The 24,399-nt window shown below is 62.4% G+C and carries 17 protein-coding genes; 4 read left to right on the top strand and 13 right to left on the bottom strand.

Going from position 1 to position 24,399, the window contains the following annotated elements; translation table 11 throughout:
* Window positions 1-123: 123 nt before the first annotated feature.
* Entirely contained in the window at window positions 124-921 is a 798-nt protein-coding gene (locus ACWPVA_RS01870; RefSeq protein WP_454289501.1) for a tetratricopeptide repeat protein, read from the bottom strand.
* A gap of 202 nt (window positions 922-1,123) precedes the next feature.
* Window positions 1,124-1,357, bottom strand: a complete 234-nt coding sequence (rpsU, locus tag ACWPVA_RS01875) for a 30S ribosomal protein S21 (protein ID WP_454286061.1) — start codon at window positions 1,355-1,357, stop codon at window positions 1,124-1,126.
* 303 nt (window positions 1,358-1,660) lie between these two features.
* Between rpsU and ACWPVA_RS01880 the strand changes: the two genes are divergently transcribed.
* The 4 genes from ACWPVA_RS01880 to ACWPVA_RS01895 are packed head-to-tail and all read left to right on the top strand — an operon-like array spanning window position 1,661 to window position 6,785.
* Window positions 1,661-2,914: a sarcosine oxidase subunit beta family protein gene (locus ACWPVA_RS01880; RefSeq protein ID WP_454286062.1), complete on the top strand. Its 1,254-nt coding sequence runs from the start codon at window positions 1,661-1,663 to the stop codon at window positions 2,912-2,914.
* A gap of 19 nt (window positions 2,915-2,933) precedes the next feature.
* The gene (locus tag ACWPVA_RS01885; protein ID WP_454286063.1) at window positions 2,934-3,254 is read left to right on the top strand and encodes a sarcosine oxidase subunit delta; all 321 of its coding nucleotides are present in this window, start codon (window positions 2,934-2,936) and stop codon (window positions 3,252-3,254) included.
* The gene (locus ACWPVA_RS01890; protein ID WP_454286064.1) at window positions 3,251-6,244 is read left to right on the top strand and encodes a sarcosine oxidase subunit alpha; all 2,994 of its coding nucleotides are present in this window, start codon (window positions 3,251-3,253) and stop codon (window positions 6,242-6,244) included. Before ACWPVA_RS01885 ends, ACWPVA_RS01890 begins: the two co-directional genes overlap by 4 nt.
* The gene (locus ACWPVA_RS01895) at window positions 6,237-6,785 is read left to right on the top strand and encodes a sarcosine oxidase subunit gamma (protein WP_454286065.1); all 549 of its coding nucleotides are present in this window, start codon (window positions 6,237-6,239) and stop codon (window positions 6,783-6,785) included. Before ACWPVA_RS01890 ends, ACWPVA_RS01895 begins: the two co-directional genes overlap by 8 nt.
* A 36-nt stretch (window positions 6,786-6,821) precedes the next feature.
* Here the strand turns inward: ACWPVA_RS01895 and ACWPVA_RS01900 are convergent, their stop codons facing one another.
* The 11 genes from ACWPVA_RS01900 to ACWPVA_RS01950 form a co-directional block, all read right to left on the bottom strand.
* Window positions 6,822-7,877 carry a DUF2332 domain-containing protein gene (locus ACWPVA_RS01900; protein WP_454286066.1) on the bottom strand — a complete coding sequence of 352 codons (1,056 nt, stop codon included), beginning with the start codon at window positions 7,875-7,877 and terminating at the stop codon, window positions 6,822-6,824.
* 2 nt (window positions 7,878-7,879) lie between these two features.
* Window positions 7,880-8,368: a MaoC family dehydratase gene (locus ACWPVA_RS01905; protein WP_454286067.1), complete on the bottom strand. Its 489-nt coding sequence runs from the start codon at window positions 8,366-8,368 to the stop codon at window positions 7,880-7,882.
* 91 nt (window positions 8,369-8,459) lie between these two features.
* Window positions 8,460-10,427 carry a glycogen debranching protein GlgX gene (gene glgX / locus ACWPVA_RS01910; protein WP_454286068.1) on the bottom strand — a complete coding sequence of 656 codons (1,968 nt, stop codon included), beginning with the start codon at window positions 10,425-10,427 and terminating at the stop codon, window positions 8,460-8,462.
* Window positions 10,428-10,437: 10 nt separating this feature from the next.
* Window positions 10,438-12,069, bottom strand: a complete 1,632-nt coding sequence (locus tag ACWPVA_RS01915) for an alpha-D-glucose phosphate-specific phosphoglucomutase (RefSeq protein ID WP_454286069.1) — start codon at window positions 12,067-12,069, stop codon at window positions 10,438-10,440.
* 4 nt (window positions 12,070-12,073) lie between these two features.
* The gene (gene glgA, locus ACWPVA_RS01920) at window positions 12,074-13,513 is read right to left on the bottom strand and encodes a glycogen synthase GlgA (RefSeq protein WP_454286070.1); all 1,440 of its coding nucleotides are present in this window, start codon (window positions 13,511-13,513) and stop codon (window positions 12,074-12,076) included.
* Window positions 13,513-14,781, bottom strand: coding sequence for a glucose-1-phosphate adenylyltransferase (glgC, locus tag ACWPVA_RS01925; protein ID WP_454286071.1), 1,269 nt, complete (start codon window positions 14,779-14,781; stop codon window positions 13,513-13,515). Before glgC ends, glgA begins: the two co-directional genes overlap by 1 nt.
* Window positions 14,782-14,794: 13 nt before the next feature.
* Window positions 14,795-17,005 carry a 1,4-alpha-glucan branching protein GlgB gene (glgB, locus tag ACWPVA_RS01930; RefSeq protein ID WP_454289502.1) on the bottom strand — a complete coding sequence of 737 codons (2,211 nt, stop codon included), beginning with the start codon at window positions 17,003-17,005 and terminating at the stop codon, window positions 14,795-14,797.
* A gap of 2 nt (window positions 17,006-17,007) precedes the next feature.
* On the bottom strand, window positions 17,008-19,470 hold the full coding sequence (locus ACWPVA_RS01935; protein WP_454286072.1) for a glycogen/starch/alpha-glucan phosphorylase: 2,463 nt from the start codon (window positions 19,468-19,470) through the stop codon (window positions 17,008-17,010).
* A 248-nt stretch (window positions 19,471-19,718) separates the two neighbouring features.
* Window positions 19,719-20,990 (bottom strand): vWA domain-containing protein, encoded by a 1,272-nt coding sequence (locus ACWPVA_RS01940; protein WP_454286073.1) that lies wholly within the window; start codon window positions 20,988-20,990, stop codon window positions 19,719-19,721.
* Window positions 20,991-21,101: 111 nt separating this feature from the next.
* The gene (locus tag ACWPVA_RS01945) at window positions 21,102-21,980 is read right to left on the bottom strand and encodes a transglutaminase family protein (protein ID WP_454286074.1); all 879 of its coding nucleotides are present in this window, start codon (window positions 21,978-21,980) and stop codon (window positions 21,102-21,104) included.
* 4 nt (window positions 21,981-21,984) lie between these two features.
* On the bottom strand, window positions 21,985-24,399 hold the full coding sequence (locus ACWPVA_RS01950; protein WP_454286075.1) for a circularly permuted type 2 ATP-grasp protein: 2,415 nt from the start codon (window positions 24,397-24,399) through the stop codon (window positions 21,985-21,987).

Here is a 24,399-nt window from a genome sequence, read left to right on the forward strand (position 1 = left end):
TTTCGCCGCCGCTTCTATGCTGTTCTGCAGGATAACTGACAAGCAGATCCCACAAATAGGAAATGCCGGCTACGCGCCGGCATTTCCTATTTTTTTGGGATCTGGCGGTATTTACGCGTCGAATCAGGCCGTGCCACGGGTGCGCGCAAGGCCCTGCTTGGCCGGCAGGTATTTTGGATCGAGCTGCAGGGCATGCGAGTAAGACTTCGCAGCGCGAGCCTTGTCGCCGCGGCGTTCGTAAACCAGTGCCTGGTTGGCCCAAGATTCCGCGATCTTGCCGTCGAGCTCGATGGCGTGGTTGAAGTCCGCAAATGCGTTTTCGTCGTCGTTCAGGGCGACATAGGACACTCCACGACCGTTATAGGGCTCCGGTGCACTCGGCGACAGCGATATCGCCTTCGAGAAATCATCGATCGCCTTGTCGTGCTGGCCGCGCAGCTGGTAGATCAGGCCGCGATTGTGGTAGGCGCGACCGTCTGTCGTGTCGAGCTGTATGGCGCGGTTGAAGTCGCCGAAGGCCTCGTCGGTCCGGCCGGCCTGGCGGTAGATGTTGCCGCGGCCGATATAGGCGACATCGTAGTTGGCGTTGATGCGTAGCGCTGCGTTATAGTCCCTGGCGGCTTCGACTGGCTTGCCCATGTTTCGATAGACAAGCGCGCGGTTGGCATAGGCCTGGTAGAAATTCGGGTTGAGCTGGAGGGCGGTGTTGAAGTCGTCCAGCGCCTTGTTGAACTGGCCAGCCCGGCCGTAGGCGGAGCCTCGGACGTTGTAGCCCTCAGGATCGCGCGGATTGGCGGCAATCACTGACGACAGTGATGCGATGTTCTCTTGCGAGCCCTGATCGCGGTCAATGCGAATGGTGTCAACGGTCTCGATCGTCTGACAGCCGGCAAGACCGACGATGGCGGTGATCGCGACCATGCCTGCGATCCGGCGGGTCCCGGAGATGGCGAGCTTGGAGGTCTCAAGAAGCGAATGATGGATCATGGTGACCAATTTGTCCGGCGGGCTGTCCGCCGTCGAGGAGCCGAACGGCAGCGTTATTGACTACATAGCAGAAGAGCGGTGGCGATACGATCGCCCCCGCTCTTAGAACATCGGAAAACGTCGAAAAAACGACAGATCAGCGAGCGGCGCGTGCCGGAGGTGCAGCGATCAGACCTTCGCGCTGCATGCGCTTGCGAGCCAGCTTGCGAACGCGGCGAACCGCTTCGGCCTTTTCGCGCGCACGCCTCTGCGACGGCTTCTCGTAATAGTCGCGCATCTTCATTTCGCGGAAGATACCTTCGCGCTGCATCTTCTTCTTGAGAGCGCGAAGCGCCTGATCAACGTTGTTGTCGCGGACTAGAACCTGCACGTTTATCCCGTTCCTTTGGTTTTGAGTGGTCGTTCCGCCAAAGTCAGGTCGTCGGCGCAACGAAGAACTATCTTTTTCGCCTGGCTGCAAGCCCCGGCGATTTGCGAGGCCATTACCAGAACGCTTCCGCAAAGTCCATATGGTTCAGGCGATTTCGCCAAGCAAAAGATGCGGCGGCGCCAAGCACCAGGGCGGTCGTGTCAAAAGACGAATGTCGCGACGTCGCAAAAGGGCGGTCATGACGCATATGGATTTGTCACTGCTTGGTTTATCCTAAGCCTGAACCACAGGAGTTTGAGGCGAATGCGCAAATATTCGGTTTTTGCCGTGGCACGCGAGGCGCTCAGGGCCCACAAGGGCTGGGAAGCACAATGGGTCTCCCCCGAACCCCGCCAATCCTATGATGTCATCATCATCGGCGCAGGCGGACATGGCCTTGGCGCGGCCTATTATCTTGCCAAGGAGCATGGGATCACCAATGTCGCCGTGATCGAGCGCGGCTGGCTGGGCGGCGGTAACACCGGCCGCAACACCACCATTATCCGGTCCAACTATCTCTATGAAGAGAGTATGGATATTTACGAGCATTCCCTGAAGCTCTGGGAAGGCCTGAGCCAGGACCTCAATTATAACGTCATGTACTCGCCGCGCGGTGTGATGATGCTGTCGCATAACGTGCACGACCAGCAGTCTTTCAAGCGCCATATCAATGCCAACAATCTCTATGGCATCGATAACGAGTGGCTGACGCCCGAGCAGGCCAAAGGATTCTGTCCGCCGCTCGATATCTCCAAGACCGCCCGCTACCCGATCAATGGTGCTGCCCTTCAGCGGCGCGGTGGAACGGCGCGTCACGATGCCGTCGCCTGGGGCTATGCCCGTGCGGCTTCGGATCGCGGCGTGCATATCATCCAGAACACCGAAGTGACCGGCATCCGCCGTGGCCCGGGTGGTGAGGTCATCGGCGTCGAGACGTCTCGCGGCTTCATCGGCGCGAAGAAGATCGGTGTGTCGGCCGCCGGCCATTCGTCGGTTGTTATGGGCATGGCTGGCGTCCGCCTGCCGGTGCATTCGACCCCGCTGCAGGCCCTCGTGTCCGAGCCTATGAAGCCGATCTTCCCCTGCGTCGTCATGTCGAATACGGTGCATGCCTATATCTCGCAGTCGGACAAGGGCGAATTCGTCATCGGCGCCGGCACCGACCAGTACAATTCCTATTCGCAGACCGGCGGCCTGCAGATCATTACTCACACGCTGGACGCCATCTGCGAACTGTTCCCGATGTTCCGCCGCGTCAAGATGATGCGCCAGTGGGGTGGGATCACCGACAACACCGCCGACCGCTCGCCGATCCAGGGTGTGACGCCGGTGCCGAACCTCTTCGTCAACGCTGGTTGGGGTACAGGCGGCTTCAAGGCGACACCGGGCTCGGCCAACCTGTTTGCCCACCTGATCGCCAGGGGCGAGCCGCACCGTCTCGCGGCAGGCCTTAACCTCGACCGGTTCCGCACCGGCCGACTGATCGACGAGGCGGCTGCGGCCGCCGTGGCGCACTGACCCTTAAAGGACGTTCATCATGCTGCTGATCAAATGCCCCTATTGCGAGGAAGAGCGCTCCGAGCTCGAATTCCGCGCTGCCGGCGAAGCGCATATCGCCCGGCCGGAAAACATTGCCGACATCACGGATGAGGAGTTCGCCGACTATTTCTTCCTGCGCGACAATCCTAAGGGCCTGATCTTTGAACGCTGGCGCCACATGCATGGCTGCGGTCGGTTCTTCAACGCAGTGCGTGATACCGTGAGCGACAAGATCCACTTGACCTACAAGGCCGGTGGGCCGAAGGCCGATGTCTCGGCCTTCCTCCCGAATGCAGTCGAGAAGGGAGTGTCGAAATGAGCGGTGCCAATCGTATCCCCGGCAAGGGCCGCCTGACGCCGGCCCGCACCGCCAGACTCACCATTGATGGCCGCAGCATCACCGCCTACGAGGGCGATACCGTCGCCTCCGCAATGCTGGCGAACGGCCTGCATCTCGCTGGCCGGTCGTTCAAGTACCACCGTCCGCGCGGCATCCTGACCGCCGGTCCGGAAGAGCCGAACGCGCTGCTCGACGTGTCGCGCGATGCTGCCCGGCGCCAGCCGAACGTGCGCGCCACCGTGCAGGAAGTGTTCGACGGCATGAAGGTCGAGACGCAGAACCGCTGGCCGTCGCTGTCCTTCGACATCGGCGAGATCAACGACTTCTTCTCGCCGTTCTTCGCCGCCGGCTTCTACTACAAGACCTTCATGTGGCCGAAGAGCTTCTGGCATTCGGTCTACGAACCCTTCATCCGTCGCGCCGCCGGCCTCGGCGTGGCTCCGAAGGAAGAAGATCCGGACCACTATTCAAGCCGCTATGCCCATTGCGACGTGCTCGTTGTCGGTGGCGGGGCGGCGGGCCTTTCTGCGGCGCTGGCCGCAGCCGAGACCGGTGCCGAGGTCATCCTGTGCGACGAACAGCCGGAACTGGGCGGTGCCTTCCACTACGATACCGGCGCGACCGTCGACGGCCAGAACGGCTATGACTGGGCACAGGCCACCGCCGCCCGGCTGGCTGCCATGCCGAACGTGCGTATCCTGCCCCGCACCACGGCTTTCGGCTATTACAACCACAACTTCGTGGCACTTACCGAGCGCGTCACCGACCATATGGCCAAGCCGGCCAAGAGCCTGCCGCGCGAGCGGCTGTGGCAGGTCCGCACCAAGAAGGTCGTGCTCGCCACCGGTTCGATCGAGCGCCACATGGTGTTCGCCAACAACGACCGGCCGGGCATCATGCTGGCGTCTGCGGCGCGCACCTATCTTAACCATTTCGGCGTGGCCGTCGGGGCCAAGGTCGGCGTCTATACCGCCCATGATTCGGCCTATGAGGCAGCTTTCGACCTGAAGCGTGCCGGCATCACCATTCCGGCGATCGTCGACTGCCGCGAAAAGCCCGGCGACAAGGTGCTGGCCCAGGCCCGCTCGCTCGGCATCGAAGTGCTCGTCGGCCACTCCGTCACCGATACATCGGGTCGCCTGCGCATCCGGTCGATGACGGTCAAGCGCAACGGCAGCGGCAGCGCCCGCAAGATCGAGGTCGACGCGCTTATTGTGTCGGCCGGCTGGACGCCGTCCGTTCACCTGTTCTCGCAGTCGCGTGGCAAGCTCAAATTCGATTCCGAGAACGATCGTTTCCTGCCGGACGTCTATGCGCAGGACAGCATCTGCGTTGGCACCTGCAACGGTACCGACGACCTGCAGGCGATCATCGACGAGGCGTTCGCTGCCGGCGCCCGGATGGCGAAGGAGGCCGGCGCGGCCGGCTCCGTCTCGTCGGCGCCCACCGGCGTCAATGTCTTCGGCTGGACCGGCGGCATGATCGGTGCGGCCGAAGGGGCAGGGCGCGACACCAGCGTCAAGGCCTTCATCGACTTCCAGCACGACGTGTGCGCCAAGGACATCCGTCTGGCGGTGCGCGAGGGCATGCACTCGATCGAGCATATCAAGCGGTTCACCACCAACGGCATGGCTTCCGACCAGGGCAAGCTGTCCAACATGCATGGCCTGGCGATCGCCGCCGAGATGCTGGGCAAGGAGATCCCGCAGGTCGGCCTGACTACCTTCCGCGCGCCCTATACTCCTGTCACTTTCGGTACGCTGATCAACCACTCGCGCGGCGAGCTGTTCGATCCGACCCGCAAGACCCCGATGCACGCCTATGAGGCTTCGCTCGGCGCGGCGTTCGAGGACGTCGGCAACTGGAAGCGCGCCTGGTATTATCCGCGCCCCGGCGAGGACATGCATGCGGCGGTCAACCGCGAATGCAAGACAGTCCGCGAGGCCGCCGGCGTGTTCAACGCCTCGACGCTCGGCAAGATCGAGGTGGTCGGCCCGGATGCGGCCGAGTTCCTCAATCTCATGTATACCAATGCCTGGGACACGCTGAAGCCCGGCAAGTGCCGCTACGGTATCATGACGCGCGACGACGGCTTCGTCTATGACGACGGCGTTGTCGGTCGCCTGGCCGAGGATCGCTTCCACGTGACGACGACGACGGGCGGCGCGCCGCGGGTCTTGAACCACATGGAAGACTACCTGCAGACGGAGTTTCCGCATCTCAAGGTATGGTTGACGTCGTCCAGCGAGCAGTGGGCGGTCATCGCCGTCCAGGGACCAAAGGCGCGCGACATCATCGCGCCGTTCGTAGAGGGCATCGACATCTCGAATGAAGCCTTCCCGCACATGAGCGTGGCCGAAGGCAGGTTCTGCGGCGTGCCGACCCGTCTGTTCCGCGTCTCGTTCACCGGTGAGCTCGGCTTCGAAATCAACGTGCCGGCCGATTTCGGCGCTGATGTCTTCCAGAAGATCTGGGAACGGGCCGAGAGCCTCGGCGGTTGCCTCTACGGCACCGAGACCATGCACGTGCTGCGTGCCGAGAAGGGCTATATCATTGTCGGCCAGGATACCGATGGCACCCTGACGCCGGACGACGCCGGCTACGGCTGGGCCGTGTCGAAGAAGAAAAAGGACTTCGTCGGCATCCGCGGCCTGAAGCGACCGGACCTGGTCAAGGAAGGGCGCAAGCAACTTGTCGGCCTCTTCACCAAGAACCCGAACGAGGTTCTGGAGGAGGGCGGCCAGATCGTCGCCGATCCGAACCAGCCGAAGCCGATGACCATGCTCGGTCACGTCACCTCGTCCTACTGGTCGGAAAACCTCGGCCGGTCGATCGCGATTGCCACGCTGGTCGGCGGCCGGGCGCGCATGGGCGAAACGCTCTACGTGCCGATGAAGGACAAGACCATCGCGGTCGAGGTGACCGATACCGTATTCTTTGACAGGGAAGGGGGCCGTATCCATGGCTGATGTGACCGTCGCCGAACGCAAGTCTGCACTCGCCGGAGCCCATGGCGGTTCGCCATCGGTGCGGCTGAGGCCTGTCGAGGCCGCGACGCGGGTGTCGCTTCGGGCCGGAGCGGAAGACGTCGCCGCGCTGTCGAAGGCCTTGGGTGTCAAGCTGCCGGTCAGGCCCAAGGGCTCGGCCACCACCAAGGGCCGCATGGCATTCTGGCTCGGCCCGGACGAATGGCTGCTGATCGACGACAAGGGCGGCGATCTGATGGCCGACTGCGCCGCGTCCGGCGTGGTTCATTCGGCAACCGACGTCTCACACCGCAATACCGCGATCGTGGTATCCGGCCCCGGGGCGGCCAATGCGCTCAATGCCGGCTGCCCGCTGAACCTTTCGCTGAAGACCTTTCCGGTCGGCGCTGTAGCCCGCACGGTACTCGGCAAGATCGAAATCGTGCTCTGCAGGATCGATGAGGAGACCTTCCGCGTCGAGTGCTGGCGCTCGTTTGCCGACTATGCCTTCGGCCTGTTGGCACAAGCGGCAGAGGACGCATAGCTGGCCAGGAAACGCCCTGGACAAAGGGGGCCCGGACTAAAGTCCCGGCCATCCTCTCCACTTGACCCAACGCCCGTGAAAGTCGGCCCGCCCGATTTCATGACGCTCACCAGTCGGCCAGACCTGTAGCGTCAGCGCTGCGCCATCCGGATTGCCGTCAGCCTCCATCTGCAGGCGCGCGAGAGGCGCATCCTGCGTCGCACCAGCTCCGGCCGTGGCGATCAGAAGTTCGCCCTTCGCTTTCAAAGCCTCCGGGAAATATTGCCAGGCGATCGAATGGTAGACGACATGAACGCAGCCTGCGTGGCGCTGCGATAGCCGTTTGGCCAACCATTCGATTGCATCGGCCCGATCAACTTTCATGCCTGTTCTTGCCGCGATGTCGAGCGCATTTCCAGCTCGCTCCAGACGGTCCGCCTGGTCAGCCCAGATGTAGGAGGCAAGGCGCTCGCGATCGTCAATGGAAGACGGATCGAGCGGGTTCAGGTCGCAACCAGCACGCCCTGCAATGGCAACCTCCGCATCGGGCGGCGGCGGCCCCTTCCAGTCGGGTGTAAGCTCGACCGATGATGCGGAACCCCAGGCGAATGCACCGAGCCGATAGGCATAGCGGTCCCAATGCAGATTGAGGCCGGCGCTCGCGCCCACTTCTGATAGCACAAGCGGCTTGCCGAACAGCCTTGCAATAGTGAGGAAGCCCGGTAAAAGCGCGCCGGCACGCCGCACCTCGTTGGTTTGTGGCGCCGAGCGCAAGCGCTCGAGAATGAAGCGCTCGTCGCGCCGGAATGCGTCTTCGCAGGCGGACCAGAGAGCATCGTCATCGACGCGTTCGGGAGGATAGACGGCGGCAAGCGCCGGATCTTGTCCCGATCGCACCAGCGCATGCAGCGAGCCGGCAAGTCGCAGCGCCAGGGCGTCGCCGGCGACTGTCGGATCCCCTTCCCAGTTCAGCACGCGTCGAGCGACCGCCGTCTCGCCGTTCAATCGGTCGGCGACCAGTCGGCAGAGGCGAGCGGTGAAGGGCGAGCCGAGATCATCGCAGGCCTTCGCCTGTCGCCGGAAGGAAGCGCGGACTATTTCGGCTTTTCCCATGCCTACATTCCTTCGGGGCGGTCCTTCGGGTCGAACTGGATGATTGTCATCCAGGTGGCAGTCAGCGCCGGCTTGCGTTCGCCTTCGATCTCGATGCTGACGTCATACGCGGTCATCATCATGCCCGCCCCGCGCAAACGACCTTCCGACAGCACGAAATGGCCGCGAATGCGCTTACCGCATTTGACGGGCGTCATGAAGCGTACCTTGTTGAAACCATAGTTGATGCCCATCGTCTGCTCGCGGATCTTCGGCAGGCAGTCGTAGTTCATGGTCGACAGCAACGACAGTGTGAGAAAACCGTGGGCGATGGTGCCGCCGAAGGGTGTTTCGGCCGCGGCCCGGACTGGATCTACATGGATGAACTGATGGTCGTCGGTCGCGCCGGCAAAGGCGTCGATCATGGTCTGATCGACGGTGATCCATTTCGACACGCCGATCTCCTGGCCGATCAGCGACGAAACCTCGGACAGGGAAATCTCACGGGGCATGGAACCTCACCAATGGTTGCAGTAGGGAAAGTCATACAGGGGCTCTGGCGAACAGGGAATAGCGTCTGCTTGTCTAAGGATAATGAAGGAACTAGTGCTCGAAATAAAACTGGACCGATCTCGGCCTAAGGTGGAACTGTTTGGTTGGCCGGTTACCCGGCAGATGTCGCCAATGCTTGTTTTCGCCTGTGGGCAGATGGAAGTCCAGAGCAGAGGTGGAGCGGTTGAACAAAATGGCGAGCCGCACCTCGGTCTTGAGCTTATAGTCGGCGCTGTGAACCAGCATCGCAAGGCCGGGGCCTTGCGCGTGTTCCCAGTCCGGGACGCCCATCTCAGATCCGCTCGCTGAGAGCCACACCACATCCTTTCCTCCGGAAAAGAAGCGCGTTTCGGAAAAAACCGAGAAACGCTTTCGCATAGCCGAGAGTTTGGCGACAAGGGCGATCAGATGTTCGTCCGCCGCCTCCCAGTCGAGCCAGGTCAGGTCGTTGTCCTGGCAATAGGCGTTGTTGTTGCCGTTCTGGGTCCTGCCGAATTCGTCGCCCGCCGTCAGCATGATTGTGCCGCGCGTGGCAAACAATGTGGAGAGAAGGGCGGCGACGTCCTGGCGCCGGCGCGCCAGCACGGTCCGATTGTCGTGCTCTCCTTCCACGCCGTTGTTCCAGGAATAATTCTCGTCATGGCCGTCACGATTGTGTTCGCCATTGCGCCCATTGCGCTTGTGGCTGTGCGAAACGAGATCGAACAGGGTGAAGCCGTCATGGGCGGCGACGAAGTTGACGCTGCGCGTTTCGGTCCCGCCGCACCTCGAGAAGATATCGGATGACCCGGAGAGCGCCGTGGCAAGCGCACCCGCCATATAGCTGTCGCCGCGCCAGTAGCGTCGAATGTCGTCGCGTGCCCGATCGTTCCATTCGAGGAAGCCGTCCGGGAAATTGCCGAGCTGATATCCACCGGGGCCGATATCCCAGGGCTCGGCAATCATCACGCGGTCTTCCAGCACCTCGTCGGTCAGAATGGTGTGCAGCGTACGGGACGTCGTGTGGAAGCCGTTGGCTGTGCGGCCAAGGATTGGCGCCAGATCGAACCGGAAGCCGTCGATACCCGCATGCACGACGAAATGGCGAAGGCTGTCGACAATCAGCCTGCGAACATAGGGGTGGTCGCAGGCGAGTGTGTTGCCGCAGCCGGTATCGTTGACGAGAATGCCCGGATTGTCTGGCAGATGGCGATAGCAGCTAGGATTGTCGAGGCCGCGCAGCGATAATGTGGTGCCGAGCTTGTCGCTTTCGCCGGTGTGGTTGAAAACCAGATCAAGGATGACGCCAATGCCGGATTCGTGCAGCGTGTGCACGGTTTCGCGCAGCTCCGTCATGCCGCCTGGCACGATGCGCGGATCGAGCGCCATGAGCGCGATCGGGTTATAGCCCCAGGCGTTTGTCAGGCCGAGCGGTGGCAGGTGGCGCTCGTCGATCCAGGCGACGATCGGCATCAGCTCGATCGCATCCACACCGAGCTTTTTCAGGTGGGCAATGACGGCGGGATGGGCGAGGGCGGCAACTGTACCCCGCAGTTCCTGGGGGACATCGGGATGCAGCATCGTGAAGGCCTTGACGGCCAGTTCATAGACGAAGCCGCCCTTGGGCAGCAGCGGGCGCATCGGCTTGGCCAACGGATCATTGGTGACGATCGCCCTTGGTACCAGCGCCTGCGTATCCGTGCCGAACACCGAGAGACGCGGATCGTGGACGAAGGGGCGGTCGAGTTCCTTCGCATAGGGGTCGACCAGGAGCTTGGACGGATCGAACCAATAGCCTCTATCTGGCATATAGCGGCCATGGGCGCGATAACCGTAGCGAGAGCCCTCCACGATCCCATCTACATGCAGGCGATGGACGGAGTCGGGGCCTCGCGTCATCGGCAAACGGCAGATCTCCGACCGGCCCGAGCTGTCGAATAGGCACAGATCGATCCTGTCGGCATGTTCGGACCATACGGCGAATTCGGCGCCGCTGTCCGTCATTAACACTCCGCCTAGCCGTGTTTCGATACGGTTCATGATGAGTGGATCAGGTGATCACGCTTGGCGCGTCTCGCCCTGTCCGTTTGCGGATGTCGGCGACGCTTTCGGCCGCGGTGATCAGCTCGGCGAGTGCGCTTTGCGTTTCCAGGTCGTGGCGACTGGCATCCGGTTCGTAGCGTTCGATATAAACGCGCAAGGTCGCCCCGGATGTTCCGGTGCCGGAGAGCCGGAAAACGACACGCGAGCCGCCTTCGAACAGGATACGGACGCCCTGATTGTTGCTGACTGACTGGTCTATGGGATCGAGATAAGCGAAATCATCGGCCTTGGTCACGACGAGCTTGCCGATTCTGGTGCCGGGAAGCGTTTCCAGCTTTGCGCGAAGTGCTGCGATGAGACCATTTGCGGCATCGGTGTCGACCGCTTCGTAGTCGTGACGGGAATAGTAGTTACGGCCGTAGGTTGCCCAATGCTGGGTGACGATGTCCTTCGCGCTCTCGCCGCGCACGGCAAGGATGTTGAGCCACAGCAGGACGGCCCAAAGTCCGTCCTTCTCGCGCACATGGTTCGATCCGGTGCCGGCCAATTCCTCGCCGCAGATCGTCACCTTGCCCGCATCGAGCAGATTGCCGAAAAACTTCCAGCCGGTGGGCGTCTCGTACATGCCGATCCCGAGCTTCTCCGCAACCCGGTCGGCGGCAGCGCTGGTCGGCATGGAGCGGGCGATGCCGGAAATGCCCTTGGCATAGCCGGGAGCCAGATGGGCATTGGCGGCGAGAATGGCGAGACTGTCGGAAGGGGTGACGAAGATGCCCTTGCCGATCACCAGATTGCGGTCGCCGTCGCCATCGGAGGCTGCGCCAAAGTCGGGCGCTGCGTCGCCGGCCATCATCTCGTCGTAGAGTTCCTTGGCATGGACGAGGTTCGGGTCGGGATGGTGCCCGCCGAAGTCGGGGAGGGGAATGAAGTTGCGGACCGTGCCGGCTGGCGCGCCGAGGCGGCCCTCGATGATCTCCTTGGCATAGGGGCCGGTGACCGCGCTCATCGCGTCGAACACCATGCGGAAGCCGAGGCCAAACAGGTTGCGAATGGCGCCGAAGTCGAACAGTTCTTCCATCAGCGCGGCATAGTCGGCGACCGGGTCGATGATTTCGACCACCATGCCGTCGAGCTCGACGCTGCCGATCTGATCGAGATTGATATCGGCCGCGTCGACGATCCTGTAGCTTTGGATCACCTTGGAGCGTTCGAAGATCGCGTCGGTGATCCGCTCCGGCGCCGGGCCGCCATTGCCGGTATTGTATTTGATGCCGAAGTCCTCGGTCGGGCCGCCGGGATTGTGGCTGGCCGAGAGGATGATGCCGCCGAAGGCCTTGTACTTGCGGATGACGTGCGAGGCGGCCGGCGTCGAGAGTATGCCGCCCTGGCCGACCAGCACCTTGCCGAAGCCGTTGGCTGCGGCCATCTTGATCGCCTTCTGGATCACGTCGCGATTGTAGTAGCGGCCGTCGCCGCCGATCACCAGCGTCTTGCCGGCGAAAGCCTCGAGGCTATCAAAGATCGACTGGATGAAGTTCTCAGCATAGTTCGGTTGCTGGAAGACCGGAACCTTCTTGCGCAGGCCGGAGGTTCCCGGCTTCTGATCCGCGAAGGGCTTGGTTGCAACGGTCGAGATCATGGACTTACGGGCCTTTCGAGACGAGGCGTTGATAGAGTTCGGCGTAGCGCTCTGCGCTTTTGCCCCAGGAGACGTCGCTTTTCATCCCCTGCTTCTGTAACTGACTCCAAATCTTAGCAGAGCTGTGGAGCCGCGTGGCACGGCGTATCGCCGAGCGCAGAGCATCGGCCGATCCCGGCACGAACTTGATGCCGGTTGCAGCTTGGGCAGCGATCGCCGCCTCGTTGGCGTCGATGATCGTGTCGGCCAGCCCGCCGGTGCGGGCAACCACCGGCACGCAGCCGTAGCGCAGGCCGTAAAGCTGGGTCAACCCGCAGGGCTCGAAGCGTGACGGGATGAGGATGGCGTCGGAACCGGCCTGCATCAGATGCGACAGCGGTTCGTCATAGCCGACCACCATGCCGATGCGGCCCTTGTGGCGGGCGGTGGCGGCGAGCAGGCTGGATTCGAGCGCGTGGTCGCCGGAGCCGAGAATGACGAGCTTGGCACCGGCTGCGACGATCGTGTCGGTGACTTCGGCAAGCAGGTCCATGCCCTTCTGCCAGGTCAGGCGCGAAATGACGCAGAAGATCGGCCCGTCGTCGGTGTCGAGCGAGAAGCGGGCGGCCAGCGCGTCACGGTTTGCCTGACGCTTCTTCAGCGCGGCGGACGCGTAGGTCTGGGCGATGTGCTTGTCGGTGGCCGGATTCCACACGGTGGCGTCAATCCCGTTGACGATGCCGTAGAGGTCGTCGGCGCGGCTGGCGATGACGCCTTCGAGCCCCATGCCGAAGGCGGGGGTCAGGATCTCTTCCGCATAGGAAGGGCTGACCGTGCTGATCGCGTGGGCTGCGACGAGGCCGCCCTTGAGGAAGCTGATCGTCCCATAATATTCGAGCGCTTCCCAGAAGGCATGGGTGGGAAGTCCGAGTTGCGGGAACAGATCGGCGGAGAATTGCCCCTGGAAGGCGATGTTGTGGATGGTGACGAGGCTCGGCCTCTCCGACGCTTCGCCATAGCGCATGTAGACCGGCGTCAGGCCGCTTTGCCAGTCATGGGCGTGGACGAGATCCGGCTGCCAGTCGGGCAGGACGCCCGCGGCAATCTCTGCGCCGGCCTTGGAAAGCACCGCGAAGCGCTTCCAGTTGTCTGCATAGTCGCGGCTGTTGGGATCGACATAAGGGCCGCCCGCGCGCTCGAACAGCGCGGGCGCGTCGAGGACGAGAATGTCGATGCCTTCGTGTTTTGCTTCGAGCAGGACTGCCTCTTCGCCGAGCAGGTCTGTGAACTCCTTGCGTTTCACCAGGTTGCCGAGCGCCTTCAGCACCGCCGGATAGCCGGGGACGAGGGTCTTTGTTTCCACGCCATGCGCGGCCAGCGCCAGCGGCAATGCGCCCGCGACATCCGCAAGGCCGCCGGTTTTGACGAGCGGGTAGAGTTCCGACGCGACAGAGAGGACCTTCATCAGACTGCCATGCCGAGCTTGTCGATCATCGGCTGGGTGATCAGGCAAATTCCTTCCTCCGATCGGCGGAAGCGCCGGGCGTCGATTTCCGGATCCTCGCCGACGACCAAACCTTCGGGAATCACGACGCCGTGGTCGATGATGACGTTGGTCAATCGCGCATGACGCCCGATGTGGACTTTGGGCAGGATGACCGCCCCTTCGAGCCGCGAGTAGGAGTTGGCGCGCACGCCGGTGAAGAGCAGGCTCTTGTAGAGCGAGGAGCCGGAGATGATGCAGTCGCCGGCCACCAGCGACGAGATCGCCGAGCCTCGCCGCCCCTCGTCGTCATGCACGAATTTGGCCGGCGGGGTGATTTCCGAATAGGTCCAGATCGGCCAGGACTTGTCGTAGATGTCGAGTTCGGGAACGATGTCCGTGAGGTCAATGTTGGCTTGCCAATAGGCATCGATGGTGCCGACGTCGCGCCAATAGGGGGTGCTTTCGAAATCGGACCGGACGCAGGAACGGGCGAATCGATGCGCCACCGCTTTGCCGTTCGATACGATATAGGGAATGATGTCCTTGCCGAAATCGCGGCTCGAATGCGGGTCGGCGGCGTCACGGCGCAGCGTGTCCATCAGGAACTTCGTGTGGAACACGTAGATACCCATCGATGCCAACGCGAAGTCCTCGTTTCCGGGAATGCCCGGCGGATCGGTCGGTTTTTCGATAAAGGCGATAACTTCGTCATTGCCATCGACATGCATGACGCCGAAGCCGCTCGCCTCCATGCGCGGTACTTCCAGACAGCCGATGGTTACATCGGCGCCGGAATCGACGTGCTGCTGAAGCATGAGTTCGTAGTCCATCTTGTAGATGTGGTCGCCCGCCAGGATGACCATGTATTCCGGACCATAGGGTTCGATGATGTCGATGTTCTGGTAGACGGCGTCGGCGGTGCCTTCATACCATTGCGTTTCGGAGACGCGCTGGCTGGCGGGCAGGACGTCAAAGCTCTCGTTTCTCTCCGGACGCAGGAAGTTCCAGCCGCGCTGCAGGTGACGGATGAGAGAATGCGCCTTGTACTGGGTGGCGACGCCGATACGGCGGATGCCCGAATTGATCGCGTTGGAGAGGGCAAAATCGATGATGCGGGCCTTGCCACCGAAATAGACAGCTGGCTTGGCGCGCCGGTCCGTCAGTTCCTTAAGGCGGCTTCCCCGACCGCCGGCCAGAACATAAGCCATGGCATCGCGCGCCAGGGGTTGGTGTCGCTTCTCCATCATTTCGCCTCCCGCCTCAGTTTTCCTGTTCTAGCATGATGACCGCAAGCGGCGGCAATGTCAGGATGGCGTAAGCGTGGCCGCCGTCTCCTGGTCCGGCCTCCACGCGCCCACCGTTGCCCTTGCCGCTACCGCCATAGATCTCCGCGTCGGTATTGAGGATTTCGCGCCAGCGCCCGGTCGTGGGAAGCGGCACGACATAGCCCTCATGGTAAACTGGGGTGAGATTACAGATCACCGCGATGGTCTTTTCACCCGGCGCCTTGCGCAGCCAAGCGAGTACCGAATTGTCGTGATCGTCGGCAATCAGCCACTCGAAGCCTTCGCCCTCGCAGTCGCGGGCGTGCAACGCCGGCTTTGAGCGGTACGTGAAGTTAAGGTCGCGTACCAGTCGCCGCATGCCTTCATGCTGTGCGTATTGGAGGAGGTTCCAATCCAGCGGACGCTCCTCGCTCCACTCGCTCCATTGGGCGAATTCCTGGCCCATGAACAGCAGCTTTTTGCCGGGATGGCCCCACATGAAGGCATAGTAGCTGCGGAGATTGGCGAATTTTTGCCAGTCGTCACCGGGCATCTTGGCGATCATCGAGCCCTTGCCGTGCACGACCTCGTCATGGGAGATCGGCAGTACGAAATTTTCCGAGAAGGCATAGAGCAGCCCGAAGGTCAGCTCCTGGTGGTGGAACTTGCGGTGCACCGGATCGCGGGCGAAATAGCTCAGCGTGTCGTGCATGAAACCCATGTTCCACTTGAAGCCGAAACCGAGACCGCCTTCATGCACTGGCTGGGAGACCTTGGGCCAGGAGGTGGATTCCTCGGCGATGGTCATGATCCCCGGATGAGTGCCGTAGACGGCGCGGTTCATCTGCTGCAGGAAACGCACGGCCTCCAGATTTTCTCGGCCGCCATATTCGTTCGGGATCCACTCGCCTTCCTTCCGCGAATAGTCGAGATAGAGCATGGAGGCGACGGCATCGACGCGCAGACCGTCGAGATGGAATTTCTCCGCCCAGTAGAGCGCATTGTTGACGAGGTAGGAGACGACCTCCAGGCGGCCGAAGTTGTAGATCGCCGTGTTCCAGTCGGGATGAAAGCCCTGGCGCGGGTCGGCGTGCTCGTAGAGTGCCGTTCCGTCGAACCAGCGCAGGCCATGGGCGTCGGTCGGAAAGTGGGCAGGGACCCAGTCGAGGATGACGCCGAGCCCGACCTTGTGGCAGCCGTTGACGAAGCGGGCGAAGCCTTCCGGCTCGCCGTGGCGCGCGGTCGGGGCGTAGAGGCCGGTGGTCTGGTAACCCCAGGACGGATCATAGGGATGTTCCGTGATCGGCATGAACTCGATATGCGTGAAGCCCATGTCTACGCAATAGGGGATAAGCCGCGCGGCCATCTCATCCCAGCTCAGCATCGTGCCGTCGTCGCGGCGCTGCCAGGAACCAGCATGCACCTCGTAAACGCTGATCGGCTGGCGACGCTGGTCGATGGTTGCCCAATGCTTGCGGTGCGCGGCATCCTCCCAGGCCTGTTCCAGTTCAGCGGTGGTGACCGAGGCGTTCTTGGGGCGAAGCTCGGCGCGCCGCGCATAGGGGTCGGCCTTCAGCGGCAGCAGTTCGCCATTCTTGCCGATGATCTCGAACTTATAAGGCGAGCCTGGCCGGACGTCCGGTGCGAAGATTTCCCAGATGCCGGTGTCGCGGCGAAGCCGCATCACGTGGCGGCGACCGTCCCACTCGTTGAAGTCGCCGACGACGGAGACGCGTTTGGCATTCGGCGCCCAGACAGCGAAGTGAAAACCGTCGACGCCCTGATGCTTCAGAGGGTGGGCGCCCATCTTGTCGAACAGGCGCAAATGCGAACCTTCACGGACGAAATAGTCATCCATCGGCCCGAGCACCGGCCCGAAGCTGTAGGGATCGGTGACGGTCCATTCCACATCGCCCCGTGTCGCCCTGTAACGCAGCGGCTGGAAGCCGTCGGCGGCAACCGGCCCGCAGAAGAAGCCGGCCGGGTGGAGACAGGTCAGATCGCCGAGCGCGGCCCCTGCGATGGACAATGCCGAAATTGCCTCGGCGCCCGGAATAAAGCAGCGCGCGACAAAACCCGACGCGGTCTTCTGCAGCCCGAGCACAGAGAACGGGTCGTCGTAATTGCCCTGAACAATCGCCTCTATTTCCGCGGCAGGTGGCGCCTCCGGCCGTGCGGTATCACCGACCTTCTTCGGCGATTTCACCATCAGGCTCTCCAGATGTCGGCGCTGTATTGGCGAATGGTCCGATCCGAGGAGAACCAGCCCATGCGCGCCGTGTTGCGGATCGTCTTGGAATACCACGCCGCATCGTCGCCCCAAAGCGTGTCGATCTGGCGCTGCGCCGTGGCATAGGCGTTGAAGTCGGCGGCGACCATGAACCAGTCGTGCTGGTAAAGCCCGTCCACGAGGCCGGCGAAGCGACCCGGATCGTCAGGCGAGAAGACGCCCGAGGCGATCGCCGAAAGGGCCTGCGAGAGTTCGCGCGAGCTTTCGATCACGGCGCGCGGATCGTGTCCGCCAGCGCGCACCTTCGCGACCTCCCCGGCCGTCATGCCAAAGATCACGATGTTCTCCTCGCCCACATGGTCGCGCATTTCGACATTGGCTCCGTCGAGGGTGCCGATGGTCAGTGCACCGTTCAACGCGAACTTCATGTTTCCGGTTCCCGAGGCTTCCATTCCGGCGGTGGAAATCTGTTCGGAGAGGTCGGCGGCAGGCACCATGACCTCGGCAAGCGAGACATTGTAGTTCGGGATGAAGACGACCTTCAGCAGGTTGCGGACCGCCGGGTCATTGTTGATGACACGGGCGACGTCGTTGGCCAGTTTGATGATCAGCTTGGCGTTGTGATAGCTCGGCGCCGCCTTGCCGGCGAACAGCTTGACCCGTGGCACCCAGTCGCGCTCCGGATGGGTGCGGATCTGGTCGAACAGGGCCACCGTCTCGATGATGTTCAAGAGCTGGCGCTTGTATTCGTGGATGCGTTTGATCTGGATGTCGAACATGGCCGACGGGTCGAGCCGGATGCCCATACGGCTGGCGACGAGATTGGCCAACTGCTCCTTGTTGGCGCGCTTGACCGCTGCAAACTGCTTCTGAAATTCTGAATCGTCCGCGTAGACGTCGAGTGCCTTCAACTTTTCGGCGTCATCGAGGAAAGCCGGGCCCACCGTGTCACGGATCAGCGATGTCAGGCGCGGATTGCACTGCATCAGCCAGCGCCGCGGGGTTATGCCGTTGGTCTTGTTGTTGATCCGGTCCGGGTAGAGCTTGTGCAGGTCGGCGAACACCGTCTCCTTCATCAGCGTGGTATGCAGCGCCGACACGCCGTTGATGCTGTGGGAGCCGATGAAGGCGAGATTGCCCATGCGCACCCGTCGGTCGCCGCTCTCGTCGATCAGCGAGATATGGCTGATCTCGTGATCGGAGAAATTGCGGTTCTTACGGGCGTGGAGCAGGATCTTGGCGTTGATCGCGTAGACCAGCTGCATGTGGCGGGGCAGGAGCCGCTCGAACAGCGGCACCGGCCAGCTCTCCAGCGCCTCGGGAAGAAGCGTGTGGTTGGTGTAGGAGAATGTGCGCCAGGTGATGTCCCAGGCGGTGTCGAAGTCGAGGCCGTGCACGTCGCAGAGCAGGCGCATCAGTTCGGTGACGGAAATGGCCGGATGCGTATCGTTCAGCTGGATCGCCACCTTGTCGGGCAGGGCGGACAGTTCGTTGCCCTGTTGCAGGTGGCGCCTGAGGATGTCCTGCAGCGAGGCTGAACAGAAGAAGTACTCCTGGCGCAACCTGAGTTCCTGGCCGGCAGATGTCGCGTCGGCTGGGTAGAGGACGCGGGTGAGTGTTTCCGCCTTGTTGCTTTCCTTGAGCGCTCCGATGTGGTCGCCGGCGTTGAAAGCCTCGAGCAGGATCGGGTCGATCGGCTGGGCCGACCAGAGACGCAATGTGTTGACATGGTCGCCGCGCCAGCCAACCACCGGCGTGTCGTAGGCGGTGGCGATCACTCGTTCGCCTGGCTTCCAGACGAATTGCGGCTCCTCGTCATGCCCGCCCGCGGTCTCAACGGCGCCGCCGAAGCCGATCTCGTAGGAACTCTCACGTCGCTCGAACTCCCAGGGATTGCCGTGGGCGAGCCAGGTCTCGGGGAGCTCTACCTGCCAACCGTCGGCCATCTGCTGGCGAAAAAGGCCGTGCACATAACGGATGCCATAGCCATAGGCGGGAATGTGGACGGTCGCCATTGACTCCATGAAGCAGGCGGCGAGGCGGCCCAGGCCGCCATTGCCCAGCGCGGCGTCTGCCTCGAGACCGGCAATGACGTCGAGGTCGACGCCCATCGAGGCGAGCGCCTGGCGGATCTCGTCCATCATACCGAGATTGGACATCGCGTCGCGCATGAGCCGGCCGATGAGGAATTCCAGCGAGAGGTAGTAGACCCGCTTGGCGTTGTTGTCATAGGTGGCGCGTGTCGTTTCCATCCAGCGGTCGATGATGCGGTCGCGCACCACCAGGATGGTGGCCGTCAACCAGTCATGCGGCGTTGCCATCTTGGCATCCTTCCCGATGCCATAGGTCAGTCGTTCGATAATCTCGGCCGCAAGGACTTCCGGATCGGTAACTCGTCGTTGGGGAAGAGGCAGGTCGGCTTTGCTAAGGCTCTTGATCATGATCTCGCCAATTCGTTGCGCGCCAGTCGGAATGCCGCGCCGATTCTCCCCTACCGGCACGCTTCTTTGGACAGTTTACGCATCGTTAGGAAGCACTTGCAACCGGATAGAATGGGTTGCCACCGATTAGCTATGGCGTGATCTTGATATTGGCGGATCATGTTCGGCTTTGTTCTCGACGCGGGGCAATAGCTTGGAAAACCGGGGCATTTGCGGCTTGCCAGGTTTGCTAACCCAGGCCTCGCGCATCAGTTTGTGAGGCGCGTGGTGAGATCCGCGGCTTTTTGGCCGATTTTCCTGAAAGCGCTCACGAGGTCGCCCATGTCTTCGGGCTCGAAGTAGTAATCTGTCGCGCTGGCGCAATAGCCGAGTAGGGATTTGCCCCGGTTGGGCGCCATAAAGGCGACCGAGAAGATCTTGATGTCGTCGTTCTTGGCCTGGTCGCAGTAATTGCGCACCTGGTTGTCAATCGTCGAATTCCAGCTAGAGCTGGAACCGGTCATTTCACCGTCCGTCATGAGCAGGATGAAGCGCTGGAAATCGCGGTTGCCTTTGGCGGTATGGGCGGTCGCTTCCGTCGTGCTGGCACGCTTGAGGGCATCATAGGCGACTTTCATGGCGCCGGAAGCATTCGTGCCGCCTGTCGGGACCGAAGGCAGGGCGTTGACATAGGATGCGGCGCCGCTCGTGCCCCACGTGATGGAGGATGGGGTCTGGGTCGAGTCGTTGTAGGAAACGGCGCCGAGGCGGACGAACTTGCGATCCGGATCGGCTTCGTTCAGCATGTCCAGCATGACTGTGGAGGCGGTTTTCAGTGCCGCGATCTTTTTCACATAGCACGGCGAAGACGGCGCGATGTAGCCTTGCTTGCCTTTTTGAACGTCCTTGTAGCCCCAGTTTGCGGACGTGTAGTTCACACACGACGATTGGCTCGTGTCTCTTGTGTCGGTAACGAAGGACATCGAACCGGAGCGGTCGAGAACGAGGTACATGGACAGGGCATTTCCGCTTGCCTGGGTGCTTTCGGATGTGCTCGCGACACTGACTCGAACGGTGTCATAGCCAAGTAGGCGCGTGAAAGCGTTCATCGGCACGTCGTAGTGCCCGCTTACGTTGACTTCGAAGGCCTTGTTTAGCCCGCTCTCATCCTTGGTTCGCTCGATGCTGGCCAGCGCGCCCTCGGCGAGATCCTTGGCACTCTCTTCTTCTTCCTCGGTAGGCAGGCTGCCGTTGAGGCTCGTGTTTCTGAACTGGGCCGCCATGAATTGCTTGGCGAGTGCGATGGCTTCGGCGTCGGTGATATCCTTGCTGGCAAGGGCAGAGGCGGCGGAGAGGGCCGCGGAGTTGGCTGCGTCCTGAAGGGCGGATTTCACCTGCACCAGCTTGGCGAGGTCCATCGCCACGCCGGCACTCGCCAGGAGCACGGGCAGGAGGATCGCCGTCATCATCCCGAAATTACCGCCGCGATCCGTCATGAAACCGCGGCAGGCTGCGTGCTTTTTCCTAGTCTCGACCATCATGTTCTTCCGTCAAAATAGAGCACTTTGACGACCTGATACAGTAAAGACCTGTTTTTCGGCTTAAACGGTTTGGTAAAATTTTAGCTGACGCGCAGTTCCCGGCAAGAGGGGCTAATTCAGCGGAATGACGTCGACCGCCTGCTCCGTCTGATGGCTGCCATAGCTCTTCAGTACACCGATCACCGGGGCGACGTCGGAATAGTCGCGGCCGTAGGACGTAACGATGTGGTCTGCGCCGACGAGGATGTCGTTGGTCGGATCGAGTTCGATCCAGCCTGCCGTTTCGCCGCACCACACCCTGACCCAGGCATGCATGGCGTCGGCGCCCTCGAGCCGCTCTTTGCCCGGCGGGGGAATGGTCCGCAGGAAGCCGCTCACATAGCCGGCCGGGATGCCGAGGCTTCTGAGTGCGATGATCATGATGTGTGAAAAGTCCTGGCAAACGCCTCGTCTCAATGCGAAGGCCTCGAGCGCCGGCGTGTCGACCGTGGTGGCCTTCGGGTCATACCTGAAGTCGGCATGGATGCGCGCGCAGATGGCTTCCGCGATCTGACGCACGGTGAAGCCGGGCTTCAGATCCGAGCGGGCATAGTCGGCGATCAACGGGTCGATGCCGAGCCGCGGGCTCTCTCCGAGGAAATGGTGCGGCGATTCCGGTCCGAGAGACCAGCAATCGGCCAGTTCATCCGGTAGCCCGGAAAGGATCGGAGAGAAGTCGGCGGTAAGTGGGGGAGCCTCGACCGAGACGCGGGCCTTCATGCGGATGTCGAGTTTGTCGTGCGGCGAGCGGTACATCACATAGGTCGCTGGATGCCGGAAGAAGTCGGTGAAGCCCGATCGCTCGTCCGGCTTCGGATGGACGGTGACGCTGCCGGCAACGAGACGCTGTCGATCGGGGAGGGACAGAGGCAGCAGCCGCAAGATGTGATGGGCGCCCGATGCCGGGACGTCGTAAAGATAGCCGATATGCAGGGAGAGGTCGTAGAGCATCAAGCTAACCGAGATAGGTGCTGGCGAGGAGGTCGGAGAGCTTTTCGAGGTCGCGCTCCAGACTGGCATAGATATCGGCGTCCATGGTCTCCGGCGTCATCACCGCGAGCGTCGAATGTAGCCGGACGGTTTCTCGGTAGAGCGGCGACATCTGGCCGTTGATGAAAGCGTTCGGCAATTGCTCGACCTCGGTGCGGATCTCGTTCAGCTGGAAAAGGATCGAGCGCGGATTGAGGGGGTCGAGTGCCAAGAGGTCGGTGACCGTCAGCCGCGTCGTGCTGACATTGTAGCGGCGGCGATGGGTCATGACATTGTCGCCGATCTCCAGCAGCATGTCGAGCGCGCCGTCCGGCGCATCGTCGCCGGTCATGTGGCCGAGCAGGCGGGTCATGTGGAGGCCGCGTTCCAAGAGGCGCCCGATGGTGAGGAAGCGCCAGCCGGTGAAGCGGTACATGTTTTCGTGCACCAGGCCGGCGAACCCGGCCAGTTTGCGTAGCAGCACGGTCATCGCGTGCGCGGCGTCGTCGCCGAGCTTCACGGTGTCATGGAAGCGGCGCGCGGTCTTGGCGAGGTCGTTCAATGCGAGCCAGCCGTCGGGCGAGAAGCGGTCCCGGATATTGCTGGCAGAGTATACGGCGCCTTCGATGTTGCGCAGCAGGCTCTCAGGCACGCCGTGCTTCATCGTGACGTCGAGATCGGAGAGGTAGCGCGACACAAAGGCGAGCAGCGGCTGGTCGGGATCAGCGGACTCGGCGAAGCGGGCATGCCAGGCGCGCAGGATGCGCAGGGCGCCTTCGGCCCGTTCGATATAGCGGCCGAGCCAATAGAGGTTGTCGGCAGCGCGGCTCGGCAGGCTGCCGGGCATGTTGCGGGTGAAACTCTCCTCGGCGGGCAGAAGCGAGATGCGATCGACCGGCTTGTCGGAGACGATCCACACATCGGCGGCGCTGCCGCCCGACTGCATGGCAAGGGCCGTGATGTCGTTGCCGGAGCCGATTCGAGCAAAGCCGCCCGGCATGATCTGCCAGCCGTCGCGGGTGCGCGCGGCGTAGACCCGCAGCGACATTGGGCGCGGCGTGACCTTGCCGTCGACCAAGGCCGGGGTGGTGGAGAGGGTCACGACTTCCTGGCCGACCAGGTTGGTGCCTTCGGATTCCAGCCACTCGGCCGTGGAATGCCGGGAACTGCCGGACAGGCGAGAGCCCAGGACGGAGCGGCCGTTGTCATCGAAGAACGGAAGGCCTGAATAAGCTGGTCCAATGACCATGCGGTCGATGTTGCGCGCGACGTGCTCGCGCTCGCTTTTCTGACCGCACCACCAGGTGGCGATCGACGGCAGTTCCAGATCCTCGCCGAGCAGATGGCGACAGATGGTCGGCATAAAGGCGAGGAAGGCCCGGGTTTCGAGAATGCCGGAGCCGAGCGCGTTGACGAAGGTGACCGAGCCGTTGCGCAGCGCCTGCACCATGCCCGGCGTGCCGATATGGGAGCTCTGGTTGAGTTCGAGCGGGTCGGAGAAGGCTGCATCGAGGCGGCGCCAGAGCACGCTGATCGGCCTCAGACCAGCCACGGTACGCACCATGACGCGGCCATTGACGACGGCCAGATCCTCGCCCTCCAGCAGCATGATGCCGAGATAGCGGGCGATATAGGCGTGCTCGAAATAGGTCTCATTGGCCGGCCCTGGCGAGAGAACTGCGATCCGGTCGTCGCTGTTCCTCTTTTGAGCCTGCAGAGCCTCGCGGAAGGCACCGAAGAAGGAGGCGAGGCGATGCACATGGCTTTCGCCGTAGATGTCGGAGAAGGCCCTGGCTGTCGCCACGCGGTTCTCCAACGCAAAACCGGCGCCGGAGGGGGCCTGGGTGCGGTCGGCGAGCACCCACCAGTTGCCGTCCGGCCCGCGGCCGATCTCGAAGGAGCAGAAATGCAGATAGTGGCCGCCGGCGGGTTTGATGCCGACCAGCGGACGCAGGAATTCCGGATTGGCGGCGACGAGGGCTGGCGGCAGGAAGCCCTGCTCGACCAGCTTGTTGTCGTTGTAAATGTCGGCGACGACGGCCTCGAGCAGGTTGGCGCGCTGGACGAGACCGGCGGCCAGCACGTTCCATTCCTTCTCGTCGATCAGCACCGGGATATGCGAAAAGGGCCAGACCCGCTCGCTCGAGCCGGCTGCACCATAGGCGCGGTAGAAAACGCCGGCGTCGCGCAGATAGCGGTCGGCCCGGGCGAAGCGCTCATGCAGATCATGATCTGACAGGCCATCCAGCGCTGAGACGAAAGATTGCCAGACCGGGCGGATATTGCCCTCGGCGTCGAGCATTTCGTCGGCGGCGCCCGGAAGGGCGCGATAACCCGCGGTTCTCGACTCGGTCGTCACTCTGTCTGCCGGGCTCTTGTCCGCTGCCGGTTGGTTCGCCAT

Source organism: Rhizobium arsenicireducens, from assembly GCF_964021225.1.